This window comes from Saccharomonospora iraqiensis subsp. paurometabolica YIM 90007 (genome assembly GCF_000231035.2).
GTDB classification, from domain to species: domain Bacteria; phylum Actinomycetota; class Actinomycetes; order Mycobacteriales; family Pseudonocardiaceae; genus Saccharomonospora; species Saccharomonospora paurometabolica.
On record NZ_KI912196.1, the window covers coordinates 47,275 to 48,844 of the forward strand.

Here is a 1,570-nt window from a genome sequence, read left to right on the forward strand (position 1 = left end):
CGCCGCGGTGGGCACCGGCCACGTCGACACCGGGCACGACGCCCGCGTCCGGCACACCCGCGGCTTCTCCGCACCGGACCTGCTGAAGCTGCGCGCGGGCGACGCCTCCGACGCGCCGGACGCGGTGGTCTCCCCCGGCGCGCACGACGAGATCGTGCGGGTGCTGGAGATCTGCACCGAGTACCGGGTCGCGGTCGTCCCGTTCTCCGGTGGCACCTCGGTCGTCGGCGGCCTCGCGCCCACCCGGTCGGGCTTCCACGGGGTCGTCGCCCTCGACCTGCACCGGCTCGACCGGCTGGTGGAGCTCGACGGGACCTCGCGCACCGCCGTCCTCCAGGCGGGCCTGCGCGGGGTCACCGCGGAACGGCTGCTGGCCGGACACGGCTACACCCTCGGTCACTTCCCCCAGTCCTACGAGATGGCCACGATCGGCGGCTACGCCGGTGCCCGGTCGGCCGGGCAGTCGTCCACCGGCTACGGGCGGTTCGACGAGATGGTCGTCGGCCTCACCGTCGCCACCCCGCGCGGTACGCTCACCCTCGGCACGGCGCCGAAATCGGCCGCCGGGCCGGACCTGCGCCAGCTGGTGCTTGGATCGGAGGGCGCGTTCGGCGTCATCACCTCGGTCACCGTGCGGATCCGGCCCACCCCGGCCGCCCGGGTGTTCGAGGGCTGGCGGTTCGACTCGTTCGACGCGGGCACCACCGCGCTGCGGACCCTGATGCAGGACGGGCCCCGCCCGACCGTGCTCCGGCTGTCCGACGAGACGGAGACCGCGGTCAACCTCGCCGACCCGGACGCCGCGCTGGACGGCTCCGGCTCCGGGGGCTGCCTGATGATCGTCGGGTACGAGGGCACCGCCGACGACGTGGAGACCCTCCGCGCCGCCACCGCCGAGCGGCTGCGCGCCCACGGCGGCCACTGCGACGGCACCGACCCCGGCGAACGGTGGCGTGCGGGCCGGTTCCGAGGGCCGTACCTGCGGGACCCGCTGTTCGACTCCGGCGCACTCGTGGAGACCCTGGAGACCGCGACGTTCTGGTCGAACCTCGACACCCTGCGCACCGCCGTCACCGAGGCCGTGCAGGGGGCGTTGACCGAACAGGGGTGCGCCAACCTGGTCATGTGCCACATCAGCCACGTCTACGAGACCGGGGCCTCGCTGTACTTCACCGTCGTCACCCGGCAGCTCGACGACCCCGTGGCGCAGTGGGCACGCGCGAAGGAGGCCGCCAACGCCGCGATCCGCGCGCACGGCGCGGCGATCTCACACCACCACGGCATCGGCACGGACCACCGCGAGGCCCTCGCCGCCGAACTCGGACCGGTCGGCGTGGACATGCTCCGGGCGGTCAAGTCCCGGGTGGACCCGGAGGGCATCCTCAACCCCGGCATCCTGATCGGCTGAACCGATGCCCGGTTACACGGCTCTGCTCAATCCCGTCGCCGGTGGTGGCCGGGCGGTGCGGGTCTGGCGCCCGATCGCCCGGGCGCTCGCCGCACGCGGCATCGACTGCACCGAGGTCACCACCCGTGGCCGGGAGCACGCCGTCGAGGCCGCCGCCGACCA

General features: G+C 74.4%; 1 protein-coding gene. It reads left to right on the forward strand.

Annotated features, from left to right (window positions below):
* The coding region (locus SACPADRAFT_RS24960) for an FAD-binding oxidoreductase (protein ID WP_007027555.1) at positions 1-1,408 on the forward strand (1,408 nt) is incomplete at its 5' end.
* Between the last annotated feature and the right edge of the window lie 162 nt (positions 1,409-1,570).